This window comes from Rahnella sp. JUb53 (assembly GCF_004346065.1).
Taxonomy (GTDB): domain Bacteria; phylum Pseudomonadota; class Gammaproteobacteria; order Enterobacterales; family Enterobacteriaceae; genus Rahnella; species Rahnella variigena.
This window is the reverse complement of record NZ_SLYT01000006.1, coordinates 134,217-150,970: the sequence shown is the minus strand read 5'-3', so window position 1 is coordinate 150,970 and position 16,754 is coordinate 134,217. Positions and strand designations below refer to the sequence as shown.

Sequence of the window (16,754 nt, the reverse complement as noted above, 5' to 3'; positions counted from 1 at the left end):
ACCGATAAAGGTAAATCAGATGGAAAACGCATCACCATTGATCACCCTTTGTTCTCTGGCGCAAAAAGCGCTGGATCAGGCCACCAGTCATCTGGGGCAAATCAGGCAGTCACATCATCAGGCTGAAGAACAGCTCACCATGCTGCTCAACTATCAGCGTGAGTACCGGGAAAAGCTCAATACCACCATGACCGGCGGGATTGCGGCGAATACCTGGCAGAACTACCAGCAGTTTATCGGCACGCTGGAAGTGGCGATTGATCAGCACCGCAAACAATTACAGCAGTGGGATCAGCGGCTTAACGCCGCCGTAAACCAGTGGCAGGACAAGCAGCAACGGCTCAATGCCTACCAGACGTTGCAATCCCGCGCCAGTGAGCAACAGCGTTCTCTGGAAAACAAGCTCGATCAAAAACAGAACGATGAGTTCGCCCAGCGCAGCGCACACAGGAAGAAACAATCATGAATCTGAATATTTTGCCTGCTGCCGTGACCACGGCAAAGACCACCGCGAGCGCGGCGTCCGGCAGTTCATCATCAGCAACCGCTTCTGCGGCTGACGCATCAGCGATCAGCGATAGCACGGCGACTTCACCGGCCGATTTCGCCAGCCAGCTGGAAGCCCAGCTCGGCTCGAAACTCGACCCTAAACTGACCAGCACGTTAGCCAAACTCGGTCAGCAGATTTCAGCCAAAGGCGAAACTGTCGATAAAGCCACGCTGACTCAGGCGGTGACCACCGGCGAAAACGACGGCAGTCTGATGCTTGATGAAAGTGATTTGAGCAAAATGATTGCCGCCATTCAGGTATTGCCGAATGGCAGCCTGAAAGGCAGCGATGCATCGACGGTAAAAAACGCCGGGCTGAGCGATAAAGACAAAGACAGCAAAACTGACGATGCCAATACCCTGCCATTGCAGGCGCTGTTCGCGCAGTTAGCCGCGCAGCAGCAACCGGCACAGCAGGTGCAAACCGCCAGTGCGATGGCAACGCAGACCCCCAGCGATGACGCCACCAGTGCAGACAAAAAAAGCTCGCTGCTTTCTGGTCTGACCGCGTCTTCTTTACTGACCGGTGACGGTAAAACTGCCGTCACCGATACCGATCCGAAAGCTGCCACTGCGGCGAATACGACGACCGCGTCATCACAACATGCCGCCAGTAAAGCCACGACCGCAAATACACCTGATTTCAGCAGTGCGCTGGCTTCAATGAGCGCCGCCAGCGGCAATGCCGCAGCGTTACAGCAGAACGACAGCAGCGCGCTGGATAACAGCACGCAGTCGCTGAATCAGCTGAACACCGCGGCGGTTGCCGTTTCATCTGCGCCGGTTTCCACCACGCCGACCACCACCACCGCGGTTACCGCCCCGTCTACCCCGCTGCTCAACGCACAGCTCGGTACGCCGGAATGGCAGCAGCAGCTCGGTCAGCAGGTGATGATGTTTAACCGTCAGGGACAACAAACCGCTGAACTTCGTCTGCATCCTGAAGATTTAGGTTCGATACAAATCAGCATGAAGATTGAAAACAATCAGGCGCAGCTGCACTTTGTCTCCGGCCACAGCGGCGTGCGCTCTGCCATTGAAGCCGCGTTACCGGATCTGAAAACGGCGCTGGCCGACAACGGCATCAGCCTCGGTCAGAGCAGCGTCGGCAGCGACAGTTCGCAGTGGCAACAGGCGCAGCAGCAAAGCGGTCAGTCCGGTTCACAACAAGGGAATGCGGCCAGCTGGGCTGCATTTAATGGCGGCGGCACGACATCTGCCAGCGACGCCCTGCCGGTTCCGGCGTCTATCGCCCAGCGGATCGGTGGCAACAATAGCGTGGATATCTTCGCATAATCGTTACCTGATGTTTCAGCCCTGCCTGTGCGACCTTAATTCAAACGGCAGAGCTGACCTTATTTTTCCCGCCTATTCTGACTATTGAACAACAGGATAAGCGGGATAATCATTGTCAGAATTGACTCAGCAGCTTCGCGGTTCCCTCGCAACTCTGCTCATACTTACAGGAAATCGCCTCATCCATGTCTGACTCTGCTCTCTCGGCGTCGCGTAAGAAAAAGCGCCCGTTAATGATGATTCTGCTGTTACTGATTGCCATCGGAGCCTGTGGTGCAGCCGGTTACGCCTGGTGGATGTTGCATAAACAGCCCGTAACTGCAGCGCAGGCTGCGGAAGCGAAGAAGAATGAACCGCCTGCGGCCCCTATTTTCCTGGCGCTCGACACCTTCACCGTTAACCTGCAAACGCCGGATAACGACCCGGATCGCGTGCTGTATATCGGCCTGACCTTGCGTCTGCCGGATGAAAAGAACCGCGCTACGCTTAACGAATATCTGCCTGAAGTCCGCAGCCGTTTGCTGTTGCTCCTGTCCCGTCAGAAAACCTCTGATTTAGTCAGCGAAGCCGGTAAACAACAGCTGGTTCAGGACATCAAACAAGTTCTGGATGCGCCACTTGTCAAAGGTCAGCCCCCTCAGGTGATCAACGACGTGCTTTTCACTGCTTTCATACTGCGATAAACAAATTATGGGCGACAGCTTTCTTTCACAGGCCGAGATCGACGCGCTGCTCAATGGTGACAGTGACAGCGCACCCGATAATACGGCAACCGCACAGGCCGCCGCGGCTGATGACGGCGTAAAACCTTTTGACCCCACGACACAACGCCGCGTTGTTCGCGAGCGGTTACAGGCGCTGGAAATCATTAACGAGCGATTTGCCCGTCATTTCCGTATGGGGCTGTTTAACCTGTTACGCCGTAGCCCGGACATCACCGTAGGGCCGATCAAAATCCAGCCTTACCACGAGTTTGCCCGCAACCTGCCGGTACCGACTAACCTCAACCTGATCCACCTGAAACCCTTGCGTGGCACCGCTCTGTTTGTGTTTGCGCCAAGCCTGGTGTTTATCGCGGTGGATAACCTGTTCGGTGGCGATGGCCGTTTTCCGACCAAAGTGGAAGGACGCGAATTCACCCACACTGAACAGCGGGTCATCAAACGCATGCTCACGCTGGCACTCGATGCCTACGAAGATGCCTGGAGCGGTGTTTACAAGCTGAGCGTGGAATATGTCCGTGCGGAATTGCAGATCAAATTCACCAACATCACCTCTTCCCCGAACGATATCGTGGTGACCACGCCGTTCCACGTGGAGATTGGTGCGCTGAGCGGTGATTTCAACATCTGTATTCCGTTCAGCATGATCGAACCTTTGCGTGAGTTACTGACCAATCCGCCGGTCGAAAACTCACGTAATGAAGAAAGTCAGTGGCGCGAAAATCTGGTCACTCAGGTTCAGCAATCAGAGCTGGAACTGGTGGCGAATTTCGTCGAAATTCCGCTGCGCCTGTCGCAGATCCTCAAGCTTCAGCCGGGCGATGTTCTGCCGATTGAAAAACCGGATCGTCTGATTGCCCATGTCGATGGCGTGCCCGTGCTGACCAGCCAATATGGCACCTTAAACGAACAATACGCCCTGCGCGTTGAACATTTGATCAACCCAATTTTAAATTCTCTAGATGAGGAACAGCCCCATGAGTGACACCAATAAACCGTCTGACGCCGGATCGGATAACGTTGACGATTTATGGGCTGATGCGTTTAACGAACAACAGTCTGCGGGCGGCGCGAAAGCGTCAACTGACGGTGTTTTCGCCGCGCTGGGTGCCCAGGACGGAACCGGCAGTTTGCAGGATATCGACATGATCCTCGATATTCCGGTGAAACTGACCGTTGAATTAGGTCGCACCAAAATGACCATCAAAGAACTGCTGCGACTTTCGCAGGGTTCGGTGGTGGCACTCGACGGTCTGGCCGGAGAGCCGCTGGATATCCTGATCAACGGCTATCTGATTGCCCAGGGTGAAGTGGTTGTCGTCGCCGATAAATACGGCGTGCGCATCACCGACATCATCACGCCATCCGAACGTATGCGTCGTCTGAGCCGCTGATGAGCCAGAATACCGCGACGGATTCTCCGTACATTTCCGGCCCGGTAAACCATGCCACCACGCAGGCAGCGCCTCAGGCAATGCCCGCCGGTTCTGTGCTGACGCAGGTCAGTTCCGTGCTTGGCGGCATTCTGTTGCTGATCCTGTTTATCGGCTGGGTGGTGAAGCGCGCCGGTTTCGCGCCACAGTCGAAAAATAACAAGCTGCTGAAAGTGACTGCCAGCGTGCAGGTCGGACGCAGTGAGAAAGTGGTGATTGTTGAAGTCGATAACACCTGGCTGGTGCTGGGCGTGACCGCGCAAAACATCACCCCGCTGCATACCCTGAGCGCGCCGCCGGTTGAACAGACGCCGGATTCAGGCCATCCCAATAACGCCCCCGCTGATTTCCGTCAGCTGATGCAGAAAATGTTGAAACGTCCGGGAAAGCAGGCATGACTCTGTCCGTCGTGAAGAAAATAATGAAATCCCCCCTTACCTTTTGCCTGCCGCTGCTGCTGTTAATCAGCCCGTCGGCATTCGCGCAACTGCCGGGGATCATCAGCCAGCAGATGTCCAACGGTGCACAAAACTGGTCACTGCCGATCCAGACGCTGGTATTTATCACCACGCTGACGCTGTTACCGGCAATGCTGCTGATGTGTACCAGTTTCACCCGCATCATTATCGTGCTCGGCCTGCTGCGCAATGCGCTGGGTACACCCTCTGCGCCGCCAAACCAGGTATTACTGGGGCTGGGTTTGTTTCTGACCTTTTTCGTCATGGCGCCGGTATTCGACAAAATTTACAGCGATGCCTATCAGCCGTTTACTGAAAACAAAATCACCATGCAGGAAGCGATGGACAAAGGCGCTCAGCCTTTACGCCAGTTTATGCTGCGCCAGACCCGTGAAAGCGACCTTGCGCTGTATGCACGACTGGCGAACATCCCTCCGCTGGCGGGTCCGGAAGCGGTGCCGATGCGTATTTTGCTGCCGGCCTACGTGACCAGCGAACTGAAAACGGCGTTCCAGATTGGCTTCACCGTATTCATTCCGTTCATGATTATCGACCTGGTGGTCGCCAGCGTACTGATGGCCCTCGGGATGATGATGGTGCCACCTGCCACCATCTCGCTGCCGTTCAAGCTGATGCTGTTCGTCCTGGTCGATGGCTGGCAACTGCTGCTCGGATCACTGGCGCAGAGTTTTTACAGTTAATTCAAAACGCAAAACTTAATGGGCGTCAGCGTCGCAGCCAGTTTGTTCGCCGCCAGCGCGGAGCACCCGCAGCGTACATAAGTACGTGAGGAGTGCGAGCACTGCCGGAGGACAAAATGGCAAGTGAGCTAGCCCAAGCAGGTTCGCATTTTACGAGAATCTTATGACTCCTGAATCGGTAATGGCACTGGGCAATGAGGCGATGAAAGTGGCATTAGCCGTTGCTGCGCCTTTGTTGCTGGCCGCGCTGGTCACCGGGCTTATCGTCAGCCTGTTGCAGGCGGCGACGCAGATCAACGAACAAACGCTGTCATTCATCCCTAAGATCCTGGCTGTGGTAGCGACTATCGTTATCGCCGGTCCGTGGATGCTAAATCTGCTGCTCGATTACATGCGCACGTTGTTTTCCAACCTGCCGTACATCATTGGGTAATCTATGGTTTCCTTCGACAGCACCCAGCTCGCCGGATGGCTGAGCATGTATTTCTGGCCTCTGCTGCGAATTCTGGCGCTGATCAGCACTGCGCCGATCACCAGTGAAAAGTCAGTCCCTAACCGGGTGAAACTCGGTCTGGGGATGATGATTACCTTCCTGATTGCCCCCTCTCTGCCACCGGTGGACACGCCGATTTTCTCCACCCCCGCGCTGTGGCTGGCGATGCAGCAAATCATGATTGGCACCGCGTTAGGCATCACCATGCAACTGGCATTTGCGGCTATTCGTATGGCGGGTGAGATTATGGGTTTGCAGATGGGGATTTCTTTTGCCACGTTTTATGACCCGAGCAATCGCCTGAACACTCCGCTGCTGGCGCAGTTTTTAAACCTGCTGGCGGTGCTGTTGTTCCTGACGTTTAACGCGCATCTGTGGCTGATTTCCCTGCTGGCTGACAGCTTCCACACCCTGCCTATCAGCCATAATCCGGTCAATGCCGAAGGGTTTATGGCGGTCGCCAAAGCGGGCAGTATCGTGTTCAGCGGCGGAATGATGCTGGCATTACCGATTGTGACATTGCTGCTGACGCTGAACATGGCGCTCGGCCTGTTAAACCGTGTCACGCCACAGCTTTCCGTTTTCGTTATCGGTTTCCCGCTGACGCTCAGCATCGGTATTCTGGCGATAGGCCTGATGATGCCGATGCTCGCCCCGTTCAGCGAGCATCTGTTCAGTGAGATCCTGGATAAGATCGTGCTGATCATGAATCAGCTGGCGATGGATTAACGCCTGGCTTTTAGTACTGCACAGTTATTTACAACAACAAACCCAGCTTTTCGCTGCCATCGGGGTTAAATGAGCTCAGCTCCACTCAGGCACGGCCCGGGAAGCTTTATCCATATCTTCAGGCCAGCGGACGGTTCTGAACGGCGTCCAGTCCGGCGGTGTATCGGTTCGAAGGGGTTTATCAGACACGGCTTTTCCCTGCATATACTGGCAACAGGCACTCCATAGTCCATACACGTCATGGATACTGCCCACGGTCCAGGTCAGGACAAAGCGATCCACCACCTGATACGTGCCCGGACGGCAAACCTCGCAGTAAACACGGTGCCCCCAGTCCGCATGTCCGGACATCTCAACCCGCTCCCCCTGAATATCCGCCCAGTCAAATACCTTGATCGTCACCGGCCAGCGAGCCCACGGCCAGATGCTTTTTTTATACTCGTAGACATACACTTTTTGCTGCTTACGGTTAAAGCGAACAGGTGCGCCACGAGGTTCAAACAGAACAGACCTGAGATGAATTAAAACAAATGAAACTAGAAAAAAACAAGCAGTGATGATCATAAAAATCAGGGATGTTGGGACGTTGTGGAAAAATCCCGGTAGCAGGAGAAACCATAAACATAATGGTGAGCAGCAGAGTAAAAGGATAACAGCAAACCATTGCCCCCCCCATCCATAATTGACATAACGAAGGATCTCCATCCACACATCATTGATCTCATTCACCCGGATCAGACGCGGATAGACTCTTTGTTCTTCTTCCGGATCAGGCAGGTCTTCACTCCAGCCTCTGACCGGTTTAATCAGCCGGGATGTTCTTCTCCCCATCATTTGATGCTCCACTCAGGCACGGCCCGGGAAGCCTTATCCATTTCTTCAGGCCAGCGGACGGTTCTGAACGGCGTCCAGTCCGGCGGTGTATCGGTTCGAAGGGGTTTATCTGACACGGCTTTTCCCTGCATATACTGGCAACAGGCACTCCATAGTCCATACACGTCATGGATACTGCCCACGGTCCAGGTCAGGACAAAGCGATCCACCACCTGATACGTGCCCGGACGGCAAACCTCGCAGTAAACACGGTGCCCCCAGTCGGCATGTCCGGACATCTCAACCCGCTCGCCCTGAATATCCGCCCAGTCAAATACCTTGATTGTCACTGGCCAGCGAGCCCACGGCCAGATGCTTTTTTTATACTCGTAGACATACACTTTTTGCTGCTTACGGTTAAAGCGAACAGGCGCGCCACGAGGTTCAAAAAACGCGGTTCTTAAAAGAAACACCACGAAAGAAAGTAATGCAAAAATAAGCAATAATCCGACAGGAGTCGAAAGCATTCCTATTTCCGAGTAAAGCGATGTAAGAAAAATAAGACAACACACACCCATTATTCCAAAAAACCACGAGCTCCCCCATCCATGATTCACGTATCGAGGAATTTCCATCCACACATCATTAATTTCATTCACCCTGATCAGACGCGGGTACACCCTTTGTTCTTCTTCCGGATCAGGCAGGTCTTCACTCCAGCCTCTGACCGGTTTAATCAGCCGGGATGTTCTTCTCCCCATCATTTGATGCTCCACTCAGGCACGGCCCGGGAAGCCTTATCCATTTCTTCAGGCCAGCGGACGGTTCTGAACGGCGTCCAGTCCGGCGGTGTATCGGTTCGAAGCGGTTTATCAGACACGGCTTTTCCCTGCATATACTGGCAACAGGCGCTCCATAGTCCATACACGTCATGGATACTGCCCACGGTCCAGGTCAGGACAAAGCGATCCACCACCTGATACGTGCCCGGACGGCAAACCGCGCAGTAAACACGGTGCCCCCAGTCCGCATGTCCGGACATCTCAACCCGCTCCCCCTGAATATCCGCCCAGTCAAATACCTTGATCGTCACCGGCCAGCGAGCCCACGGCCAGATGCTTTTTTTATACTCGTAGACATACACTTTTTGCTGCTTACGGTTAAAGCGAACAGGTGCGCCACGAGGTTCAAACAGAGCAGATCTAAAGATATAAATGACCAGTGAAACTGATGGAAAAATCAGTAGGCTGCCTAATAAAAAAGATGATATATCAGAAAAAAAATCTGGAAAAAGACCGAGAGAAAATAGAATCCCAAAAGCCAATATAGAAACCCAAGCAGCAAACCATTGCCCCCCCCACCCATAATTCACATAACGAGGGATTTCCATCCACACATCATTAATTTCATTCACCCGGATCAGACGCGGATACACCCTTTGTTCTTCTTCCGGATCAGGCAGGTCTTCACTCCAGCCTCTGACCGGTTTAATCAGCCGGGATGTTCTTCTCCCCATCACTTGATGCTCCATTGCTGCGTGGTGTCACTGTTCACCCACGATGGTTCAGCTCTGACGGTCAGGCTCATTTGCGTATCCGGCTTTGCGCTGTCTACCCAGTAGTCCGCCACCATCGTGACGCCCGGCGTCCGGCTCTGTTCCGCCCAGACAGTGCCGTTCATCACCAGTGTCCCCTGCTCGACCGTCAGCTCATGGGTACCGGCGTAGTAATCCGATGCACGCATACTCTGCTGATGGTCATCCCGGCCGGGCGCACCCTGTGACTCAGAAAACAGCACCCCGCTGTCACCGTCACGGGTCACTTTCACCGACCAGCCTCCTTTCGCGGCATCCCAGCCAGGCAGCGCCACCCTGAACTCTACCCGACTATAGGGCACCGTCTGGAGCGTAGTGGTGCCCCCGAATGCCACATCCGCCACCATTCCGCTGACAATCGCCCGGTAATCCACCATGGCCTCCGCCAGGTCATTCATACTTTCCGCATGCCAGACGATATCCCCGGGATGCCGCCTGGCCGGAATGCCAAAGCAGGTACGCCGCAGCCAGATTTCAAGCGGTGTACTGCGCAGGGCACTGGCTTTCGCCGCCAGCATTGCTCCCGCAATCAGCATGAGGAACGCGAAACCAAATGGTGTCAGCATAATCCCAGCTTCGGTAATAGCCGTCAGAGCAAAAGCTCCCTGAGCACCATAAATGACGGAGATAACTCCCCCCGCAACAGAAGTAAATGCAGATGCTACATAATAATCTCCGGCATTTTTATCTCCTGCACCAAAGGACTCACTGGCATGCACCCCGTTTCGTATACCATCAACAACCCCCGCAATCCCACCCAACACGGCGCCAAACCGCACGGGCACCGGTACCTGCTCCGATGCACTCAGTATCAGCCAGTTTTGTTTTATTGACAGCTTGTAGGCAAAACCCATCACTTCAGAGAAGCCCTCAATCAGCAGCAACGTGCTGATTGCCGTGTCCGCCGTCATATCCACATCGTTACCTACTGACGCTTTCAGCCGGGCCGACAATTTCTGCCAGTGGTACATCTGCAGCCCCATCAGCCCGGCCCCCAAAATCAGGCCAGCACTGTCGCCGCTGACCATCCGGCGCCCCAGTTCACGGTAATACCTCAGGCCCTCCGGCGTTGTGCGCAGCACCGCTTCGCCTGTGCCTTTCTCCGCCAGTGACAGTCCGGAGATAAACACGTCATGGTATGCACTGAGCAGCCGCGGGTTGCTGGCCACTTTTTGCGTAACACCGGCAGCCGGGGTCATCTTGCGCAACCCTGCAACCGTTCCCGGCGCACTGAATTCGACGTCGACGACCCTATCCCGCATTTTCCCCTGAGCCGCCATAATGGCGGTTATCCGTGCTGCACTGCTCCCCTGATGACCTGTTCCGCCAAAGACGTCGCTATGACTTGCCACCGACAAGGCCAGTGCCGGAGAATGCTGCAGTTGCGCCTGCAACTCACCCACCGTCGTCCGGTAGCGCAGGAGCACCACCGGCTCACCGGCGCTTAGCATCGCGGCCTGGGTCATCCACATAAACCCCTTGCGGGCTGACTCGTCCAGCTTGTCCCCCAGTCGCCCGACGGATCCGCTGGCCGCCAGCATCCTGCTACTCAGGCTTCGTTGCACAATCGGGCTTTTCAGCGCATTCGCAAAATCATCCGAGGTCAGGATAGTTTTGTAGTTACCAAAGTTGAATACGCTGTCCAGCTGTGATGGATCCATGCCGGTAAAGCCCAGATAGGCAGGAGAGGTGCCTTTCGTCAGCCACTCTTCCTGCCAGACCTTATCTGTCGCCGCGCCCATCGCGCCCCCCTGTACACAGGCCGCCAGCGTGCAGGTCTGTGCCACCCAACTGTTTACGCTGGTCTCCGGGGAGTAGTCATGGTGGATAAGCGACAGCCATTCCTCAGACCGGTACCAGGCCGCGAGGTCATTATCGATCGCCGTCAGCAAACGCTGGGGGGTGCTGAAATAGTCTTCAAATTCCTGCGCAAATTTCGCCCTTGCAGGTTCATCATAGTTGGTCATCAGCCGGGCACGCTGCTCTGAGAAGCTCGCTTCCGCCACATCATCTTTTGAAATCATGCGCGGTGCTTTTCCGAATGATGGTCCGGCCAGCACATACATTGACGGGTCAAGGTCAAATTCAGGATGCGCGTTTTCAGCGATGCCGGTTTTTAGCTTCCGGAGGTAATCCGTGATGGCTTCAGAAATCATATGCCGGTGAAAAACGCCGGGTTGCTCAATATAGGCCTGGGTGTACTCGGCTATCTGCATCCGGCTATTGTTCAGCTCCTGCACCACGCCCACACTGTCATTCAGCGGCAGTGCCACTATCCGGCAATCGTAGCGCATCCCCATTTCCGCGATTTTCATCCCCATCTGGCGCTGTTTGTCCGGATCCCGGCGCGGATAAAAACCGTGTACACTGCCCGATACCTTCTCACCAATCCGGATCACGTCCGGGAAAAACACCGTCGAAAACTCCGCCACGTTCTCTTTCAACGACGTTAGTGACGGATCGATAACCAGCGCTCCGGGCAGGTTTGCCGGTGCATCCTTCAGATCAGAGAGAGAGATTTTGGTGAAACGACTGTCCGGGCGCAGGAAGTTTTGGTAATCATCGAGCACGGTTTGCGTCCACGGATCAGAACTGAACGCCAGCCAGGCCTCGCTGTACAGGTTGTCATCGAGATTAATAAAGCTTGCGATGATGTCGTGACCCGCTGTTCGGCAGGCTTCTGCCAGCGGATTTACCGTCATTCCTTCGGGCATCTCATGGGCATTAAACTGCCGCAGGCAACCCTCGGCGGTCACCTCGTACGCCTGCCAGACACTTTTATCGAGCAGCACATACAGGTAGCCCATGCGCAGAGTACGCAGGGAATATTTGAATTCACGGCTGGCGAGGGTAACAGTCTGTTCAGGAACCGACGGATGCCAGTCGGTTCGCATCAGGCTGCCGGGAACCACGGCCACACGTAACGGAAATACCGGAATGCCGGTACGCTGGCAGGCCTTACAACCTGATGGGGTAGCCGCCGCCTGATGGGCGGCATCGCTGTTTCGCTGTGCCTGCTCTTTCATATCCATGAAAATAATTCCCTTATGATTAATGCGGTTAATGTACCACATCAAAGTCGCCGGGAGACATTACGAAAATTTATCCGCGGGCACAAATGAGGAATAAATATCCTTATATCACAATATGTTGTGGCTTTGTGGATTGGATAAGCCGCAGCTATCTGAGCTGATTATATGTTCTGATTAATCGTTCCGCTGACCGGTCGGGATATATTATCGCCGCTCTAATAATGCCATCACTTCGTAATGCGCGGTATGCGGGAACATGTCGAAAAGCTGGACACGCAGAATGTGATAATCCGGCAGTAATGCCAGATCCTGCGCCATGGTGTTAGCGTTACAGCTTGAATAAAGAATGGTGTCGGGCGCCATGTGGCTCAGGTACTCACACAACGCTTTACCGATGCCGCGACGTGGCGGATTCACCAGCACCAGATCCGGCACCTCGCCTTTGCCGGTCGCGAAACCGGTCGAATCCAGCGCCTGAAACTCGACGTTTTGCAACCCCAGACGCGCCGCCGATTCTTTTGCACAGGAAATAGCTTCCGCGCTGATTTCGATACCGGTCAGTTTCATCTGCGGCGTTGCGCAGTGCAGACCAAAACCGCCGACGCCGCAGAACAAATCCCACATGCTTTGAATATCACCCCGCGCCCTCACCCAGTCACGCGCCGTAGCGTAGAGTTTTTCAGCCACCACCGGGTTGGTCTGGAAGAAACTCTGCGGACGGATAAACAGCGGCACATGGTTAAAGTCTTCTTCCAGACGCTGCACGTCCGTCAGCGGGATTTCAGTATCGCCTTCGAGGATCGCCATATGTACCGGCTGTATGTTGGCAGAAATTACCCTGAGCTGCGGCAACTGTTGTTGCAACCACGGCAGCGCGGCGCGCAGTTGCGCCAGTTTTGTTTCAGAACGCAATACGAAACGCAGCATCATGCCGCCGTCTTTCTGGCTTTCGGTCAGTAACAGAAATTTGAGCTCACCGCGCTTACGCGCCACGTTATAAGGCGTCAGTCCGGCGCGGGCAATAAAGGTTTTCAGGACTGAAAATACTGCGGGGAAACTGGCCGGATAAAGAGGACATTCACACAAATCCACCGGCGTGCCGTCGCGGTGCAACATCCCAAGTAAAGGACGCTCCACGCTGCCGCTGACCACCATTTTGGCTTTATTGCGAAAGGCACTTTCCGCGCCGGTGACCGGTTCACACCATTCACCCACCGGCAAATCTGACAGCAAATCACTGAGATCCTGCTGCTTGTCGGCTAACTGTTGTGAATAAGGTTTGTCGAGCCACTGGCAGGAACGGCAGGTTCCTGCGGTGTAAAGTGCGCAATGCATGAAAAAGTCCGGTCAGATTATGCGGAAAAAACTGGCGCGCAGTTTACCACTGCGCGCCGGGAAAGGCTCACTTACGCTTTGGCTATTTGTGACGGGCTGCTTTTTTCGTTCGACTTTTTACGCGAGAAGTATCTGCGGCTGCTGGCAGGCGCATACAACAGGAAAAGCACCACCATATCAGGGATTTTTTGCATCAGCAGCGCATAGAGAAATTCGCCCTGAGTTTCGACGTTAAAGCGAAAGATGCGTGGCCCGAACCAGTCAAATGAGGCCAGCAGCATGTAACCGACCACAATCACCTGACAACCGATAAACGCCCGGCGCCCCCAGCGACGGCCGCGCATCATGGCATAGGCAGCACGGCATTCGACCAGAACAATCAGCAAGCTGGCCAGCATGATGAAACAGTTCAGCCAGGACTCTGCACTGACTTCGATAAAACTCATCAGCCCTGAAAAGCCCATGGCATCGAACAGTAAAATGAATTCGAGTAAGCGCGTCGCGACAATTGCCGACGCACCTATCATCACGGGAACAGGGATAAATGCCAGTTTCACTTCCTCATGATTTCCTTATTGTTGTTAATACTCATACTATCCCCTTAATCATTCGCGCTGCGCAGCGCGCTGAATTTCCTTTCTTCTCTGCTTTTCGGCACGCGCCATAAACCACCAGGCAATCATGCCGATGATCCCAACCACCAGCAGGATCAACGTCGCCAGCGCGTTTATTTCAGGGTTGACGCCCATACGCACGCTGGCAAAGACCAGCATCGGTAAAGTGGTCGAACCCGGTCCGGCGACAAAACTGGCAATAACCAGATCGTCGAGCGACAACGTAAACGCCAGCAACCAGCCGGAAATCAGCGCCGGTAAAATCATCGGCAGCGTGATAATAAAGAACACTTTCAGCGGCGCTGCACCTAAATCCATTGCCGCTTCTTCAATCGAACGGTCCAGTTCACGTAAACGCGCAGAGACCACCACGGCTACGTACGCGCTACAAAACGTCACGTGCGCCAGCCAGATGGTGAACATGCCGCGCTCCGCAGGCCAGCCAAACGCGTGGCCCATCGCCACAAACAGCAACAACAACGCCAGACCGGTAATGACATCCGGCATGACCAGCGGCGCGGTCAGCATAAAGGCAAAACCGGTCGAACCACGAAACCGCTGAAAACGCACCATCACCACTGCGGCCAGCGTACCAACAATCACCGCCATTGTGGCGGCAGCGGTGGCAATGGTCAGACTGGTTCCGACTGCACTTATCATCGCGGAATCGTGAAAAAGCTGAGTATACCAGCGGGTAGACCAGCCCGCCCAGACCGTTACCAGCTTGGAGCTGTTAAACGAATAAATAACCAGCATCAGCATCGGGGCATACAAAAACGTAAAGCCGAGCACCAGAATAAGAATTCGCCACGGCGAACGGACAACCGGTAACTGATTCATTCTTTGTCTCCCAGCTCTTTGTTTTGGTATTTCTGGAACCACAAGATGGGCATGATCAACAGCAACAGCATGACCACTGCGACAGCGGAAGCCACCGGCCAGTCGCGGTTGTTGAAGAATTCCTGCCACAGAACACGACCTATCATATTGCTGTCCGGCCCGCCGAGCAGTTCCGGGATCACGTATTCCCCTACCGCCGGAATGAAGACCAGCATCGAACCGGCAATAATCCCGCCTTTGGTCAGCGGCATTATCACTTTGAAGAAGGTTTTCATCGGACGAGCGCCCAGATCCTGCGCCGCTTCCACCAGCGAGTAATCCATGCGGGTCAGCGCGGTGTAAATCGGCAACACCATAAACGGCAGATACGAATACACAATGCCGATGTAAACCGCCAGATTGGTATGCAAAATTACCAGCGGCTGATCGATAACATGCAGCCACAGCAGCACGTTATTCAGCACACCGTTGTCTTTGAGAATGCCAATCCAGGCATAGACGCGGATCAGGAATGAGGTCCACGACGGTAAAATCACCAGCAACAGCAGGATATTGCGCGTCGAAGTGCGGCTGTGCGCCACCGCCCACGCCAGCGGATATCCAATCAGCAGACAAAGCAGTGTCGATATGGCCGCCACTTGCAGTGATTGCAGATAGGCATCGATATACAGCGGATCCTGCGTCAGGCCGATGTAGTTGGCGATGTTAAGCGCGATATCCAGCATACCGTCTGACCAGGAGACCAGATCGGTATACGGCGGAATAGCCCGCGCCATTTCTGCAAAACTGATTTTGAAAACAATCAGGAAAGGCAGTAAAAACAGCAGCAGGAACCACACCAGCGGCAGCAGGATAACCAGTTTGCGGCCATGGCGTTGTTGCAGACGACCCGTGAAAGCTTTAAATCCGCCCGGAGGTTTACTGGCCGGCGCTTCGGAGATTACAGACATTTTCATCCCCCCTAAACAGTCAGCACGACACAGCTGTCGGCTTCCCAGCACAGGCGCACTTCGTCGCCCCAGGTTGGCATGCCTTTGCGGAAACGATGACCGTTCTGCAATTGCGCGGTGATCATCTGTCCGCTGTGCAGCCGGACGTGGTAAATCGACAGGTCGCCGAGATAAGCGATGTTTACCACTTCACCGACAGCAAAGTTGCAACCGTCTTCCGGCACTTCCTCGCATAACATGATTTTTTCCGGACGCAGTGCCACAAACACCGGTACACCGTCGACCACGGAGACATCCGGATCCACTTTCAGCGGGTGCTTCAGCCCCGGCGAGGTCAGAACCAGCGCATCCTCCAGACGCTCTTTCAGCACGCCCTCGAAAACATTTACAGAGCCGATAAATTCGGCGCTGAAACGGCTGGTCGGGTGCTCGTAAATTTCTTCCGGCTCACCGATTTGCACGAACTTACCGCGGTTCATGATGGCGATACGCCCGGCCATGGTCATCGCTTCTTCCTGATCGTGCGTGACCATGACGCAGGTCGCGCCGACGCGCTCCAGGATATCCACCACTTCCAGCTGCATGCGGTCGCGCAGTTTTTTATCCAGCGCGCCCATCGGTTCGTCGAGCAGTAATAACTTTGGCCGTTTCGCCAGACTGCGCGCCAGCGCCACACGCTGACGCTGACCGCCGGAAAGCTGATGCGGCTTACGTTTAGCAAATTCCTGCATGTGAACCAGCGTCAGCATTTCCGCCACGCGGCTTTTGATTTCTGCCGACGGCAGTTTGTCCTGCTTAAGGCCGAACGCGATATTTTGTTCGACCGTCATGTGCGGGAACAAGGCGTATGACTGAAACATCATATTGATCGGACGCTGATAAGGCGGCACCTGCGAAAGATCTACGCCATCCAGTACGATTTGGCCCTGCGTAGGCTGCTCGAAACCGGCCAGCATACGCAACAGGGTCGATTTTCCACAGCCGGACGCGCCGAGCAGTGCGAAAATCTCGCCTTTGTAAATGGTCAGGCTCACGTCATCAACGGCGGCCTGACCATCAAAAGATTTGGTCAGATTGCGGATTTCCAGCAAAGGCGTGAAACCCTTCTGGGATTTAGGCTGCGGGCGGGGGATAGCGTCGTTCACTCAGAGAAATCTCCGGTATCAAAATGAAGCAATTCAAATAAGCATAACAG

18 protein-coding genes are annotated in these 16,754 nt (G+C 54.6%); 9 read left to right on the top strand and 9 right to left on the bottom strand.

The window, feature by feature from the left end; genetic code table 11:
* Window positions 1-19 precede the first annotated feature (19 nt).
* From fliJ to fliR, 9 genes are all read left to right on the top strand, one after another.
* Window positions 20-466 carry a flagellar export protein FliJ gene (gene fliJ, locus EC840_RS15640; protein ID WP_112291790.1) on the top strand — a complete coding sequence of 149 codons (447 nt, stop codon included), beginning with the start codon at window positions 20-22 and terminating at the stop codon, window positions 464-466.
* On the top strand, window positions 463-1,845 hold the full coding sequence (locus EC840_RS15635; protein ID WP_132966033.1) for a flagellar hook-length control protein FliK: 1,383 nt from the start codon (window positions 463-465) through the stop codon (window positions 1,843-1,845). The genes fliJ and EC840_RS15635 overlap by 4 nt, the downstream gene beginning before the upstream one ends.
* Window positions 1,846-2,030: 185 nt before the next feature.
* Complete coding sequence (gene fliL / locus EC840_RS15630) at window positions 2,031-2,528, top strand: flagellar basal body-associated protein FliL (RefSeq protein ID WP_120163038.1); 498 nt, start codon at window positions 2,031-2,033, stop codon at window positions 2,526-2,528.
* 7 nt (window positions 2,529-2,535) lie between these two features.
* A complete protein-coding gene (fliM, locus tag EC840_RS15625) occupies window positions 2,536-3,552 on the top strand; it encodes a flagellar motor switch protein FliM (RefSeq protein ID WP_132966031.1) in 1,017 nt (338 codons plus the stop codon).
* Entirely contained in the window at window positions 3,545-3,961 is a 417-nt protein-coding gene (fliN, locus tag EC840_RS15620; RefSeq protein WP_112291796.1) for a flagellar motor switch protein FliN, read from the top strand. Before fliM ends, fliN begins: the two co-directional genes overlap by 8 nt.
* Before the next feature lie 80 nt (window positions 3,962-4,041).
* Complete coding sequence (fliO, locus tag EC840_RS15615; RefSeq protein ID WP_232829993.1) at window positions 4,042-4,398, top strand: flagellar biosynthetic protein FliO; 357 nt, start codon at window positions 4,042-4,044, stop codon at window positions 4,396-4,398.
* Window positions 4,399-4,421: 23 nt separating this feature from the next.
* Entirely contained in the window at window positions 4,422-5,159 is a 738-nt protein-coding gene (fliP, locus tag EC840_RS15610) for a flagellar type III secretion system pore protein FliP (RefSeq protein WP_120163065.1), read from the top strand.
* Window positions 5,160-5,322: 163 nt separating this feature from the next.
* Window positions 5,323-5,592, top strand: coding sequence for a flagellar biosynthesis protein FliQ (fliQ, locus tag EC840_RS15605; protein WP_104922231.1), 270 nt, complete (start codon window positions 5,323-5,325; stop codon window positions 5,590-5,592).
* Between the two features lie 3 nt (window positions 5,593-5,595).
* Window positions 5,596-6,381, top strand: coding sequence for a flagellar biosynthetic protein FliR (gene fliR, locus EC840_RS15600; protein ID WP_120163041.1), 786 nt, complete (start codon window positions 5,596-5,598; stop codon window positions 6,379-6,381).
* Between the two features lie 75 nt (window positions 6,382-6,456).
* Here the strand turns inward: fliR and EC840_RS15595 are convergent, their stop codons facing one another.
* The 9 genes from EC840_RS15595 to potG form a co-directional block, all read right to left on the bottom strand.
* The gene (locus EC840_RS15595; RefSeq protein ID WP_243701077.1) at window positions 6,457-7,227 is read right to left on the bottom strand and encodes a DUF6708 domain-containing protein; all 771 of its coding nucleotides are present in this window, start codon (window positions 7,225-7,227) and stop codon (window positions 6,457-6,459) included.
* The gene (locus EC840_RS15590) at window positions 7,212-7,721 is read right to left on the bottom strand and encodes a DUF6708 domain-containing protein (protein ID WP_243701076.1); all 510 of its coding nucleotides are present in this window, start codon (window positions 7,719-7,721) and stop codon (window positions 7,212-7,214) included. The genes EC840_RS15595 and EC840_RS15590 overlap by 16 nt, the downstream gene beginning before the upstream one ends.
* 233 nt (window positions 7,722-7,954) lie before the next feature.
* The gene (locus tag EC840_RS15585) at window positions 7,955-8,725 is read right to left on the bottom strand and encodes a DUF6708 domain-containing protein (protein WP_132966027.1); all 771 of its coding nucleotides are present in this window, start codon (window positions 8,723-8,725) and stop codon (window positions 7,955-7,957) included.
* On the bottom strand, window positions 8,710-11,820 hold the full coding sequence (locus EC840_RS15580; RefSeq protein ID WP_132966025.1) for a T6SS effector BTH_I2691 family protein: 3,111 nt from the start codon (window positions 11,818-11,820) through the stop codon (window positions 8,710-8,712). Before EC840_RS15580 ends, EC840_RS15585 begins: the two co-directional genes overlap by 16 nt.
* A gap of 204 nt (window positions 11,821-12,024) precedes the next feature.
* On the bottom strand, window positions 12,025-13,155 hold the full coding sequence (rlmC, locus tag EC840_RS15575) for a 23S rRNA (uracil(747)-C(5))-methyltransferase RlmC (RefSeq protein ID WP_129639879.1): 1,131 nt from the start codon (window positions 13,153-13,155) through the stop codon (window positions 12,025-12,027).
* Window positions 13,156-13,226: 71 nt separating this feature from the next.
* Window positions 13,227-13,712, bottom strand: coding sequence for a YbjO family protein (locus EC840_RS15570; protein ID WP_112289371.1), 486 nt, complete (start codon window positions 13,710-13,712; stop codon window positions 13,227-13,229).
* Window positions 13,713-13,760: 48 nt separating this feature from the next.
* Window positions 13,761-14,609, bottom strand: a complete 849-nt coding sequence (potI, locus tag EC840_RS15565) for a putrescine ABC transporter permease PotI (protein WP_129639878.1) — start codon at window positions 14,607-14,609, stop codon at window positions 13,761-13,763.
* Window positions 14,606-15,559: a putrescine ABC transporter permease PotH gene (gene potH, locus EC840_RS15560; protein WP_112289373.1), complete on the bottom strand. Its 954-nt coding sequence runs from the start codon at window positions 15,557-15,559 to the stop codon at window positions 14,606-14,608. Before potH ends, potI begins: the two co-directional genes overlap by 4 nt.
* An 11-nt stretch (window positions 15,560-15,570) precedes the next feature.
* On the bottom strand, window positions 15,571-16,704 hold the full coding sequence (gene potG / locus EC840_RS15555) for a putrescine ABC transporter ATP-binding subunit PotG (protein ID WP_129639877.1): 1,134 nt from the start codon (window positions 16,702-16,704) through the stop codon (window positions 15,571-15,573).
* Window positions 16,705-16,754 lie beyond the last annotated feature (50 nt).